A 1,404-nucleotide genomic window follows, 5' to 3' on the forward strand; every position below is an offset into this window, starting at 1 on the left:
ACTCCAGCTTATCACCATAGCGTTGTTTCTGGATAAAGAGGTACTGGCGGACATGATTGATTTCATCAGAAAGAGAAATCAAATCCTTTCCTTGATTGAGCGCCAAGCGGAAATAGGTTGCCAAAGACTTGGTCACCTGAACCACTCGCTGACTATCCTGAAACTCAGCCATCCAGATGATAGTGTCCAAAGTATTATAGAGGAAATGGGGGTTAATCTGGCTTGACAAGGCTTGAAGTTCATACTGCCGGGTCGCTTCTTCCTGCCTGCGCACATCTGCCATCAGCTGATCAATCTGATCCAACATGGCATTAAACTGGCGAGTCACTTCTCTCAGTTCATAGGCGCCAGCTTCCTTAGCACGCAGATTTTGTGTACCAGAAGCAATTTTCAGCATGGTTTTTCTCAGGTCCTTCAAAGGAGCAATCCAGCGTTTAAGACTGAACCACACCAAGCAGATACAGGCAAGAAGAGATAAAGCACTAGCAACAAGAAAGGTCCACATGAGTTGGCTCCGAACCTGGTCTAACTTCTCCAACGAAGACACGCCTATAACCGTCCAATCAGTCCCTGCAATCTTTTCCTGACTAACGTAGGATTGATGGTCCAGCGTGTAGCCCTGTCCCGTCTCAATGTAGGGTTTCATGGCCTCCATTTCACTCGCTGAGCTATAGACAGTACGTTCAGGATGGTAGACAAATTCATGCTTCTCATTGATGATAAAGGCAAAGCCCTGCTGGCCCAACTGGAGTTGGTTGAGATAGGCTTCCAGAGTTTCATAGGAAATATCCAAGCGAAGCACACCAAGATTGGCTCCCTTTGCATCAACAAGTTCCTGAGTGACAGAAATAACCCATTGACTATCTGATTTACGAGCTGGGGTTAAAACTGGCTTAGCTCCCTGATGAATAGCCTTTTGGTACCAATCCTCAGCCATCATATCTGAGGAAGTTTTCATCTGCACACTGTCATCTGTAGAAATAACCTGACCGGATTTGGTGACCAGTACTACCGTTTTCAAGTCCTGGTCTGCCTTTAAGATGGTCAAAAACAGATCTCTGATTCCCTTGGCTTGGACTTGGTTAGGATTCTCAGCATAGGCTAGGATATCCTTCTGCTGGGTCAAACTGATCGAGGTGGTTTCTAATTTTTTGATATAAGACTGAATAAAGTGGCTTGTCTGGCTAATGGTCGTTTGGCTATTGCCCTCAATCGTATACTCAATGGCTGCTGAACTCGATTGATAGTAGAAAGTCCCGACCACAGCTAGGAGAATGAGAAAGACCAGAAAGATGGAAATAACCATTCTTACTAGGAGAGAAGAACGCTTCATCGGCCTTCTCCCTTCTTAAACTGACGAGGTGTCACACCTGCAATCTGTTTAAAACGTTGGGTAAAGTAGTT

Annotated in this window: 2 protein-coding genes; both read right to left on the reverse strand. The window is 45.3% G+C overall.

Annotated features, from left to right (window positions below; genetic code table 11):
* Nucleotides 1–1,333 (reverse strand): cache domain-containing sensor histidine kinase (locus tag GMD4S_RS08880; protein WP_000831096.1); only part of this gene is annotated, 1,333 nt, incomplete at its 3' end.
* Nucleotides 1,330–1,404: AraC family transcriptional regulator (locus tag GMD4S_RS13000; RefSeq protein WP_008289740.1), on the reverse strand; the 75-nt coding region annotated here is incomplete at its 5' end. The genes GMD4S_RS13000 and GMD4S_RS08880, both read right to left, overlap by 4 nt.

This window comes from Streptococcus sp. GMD4S, from assembly GCF_000296955.1.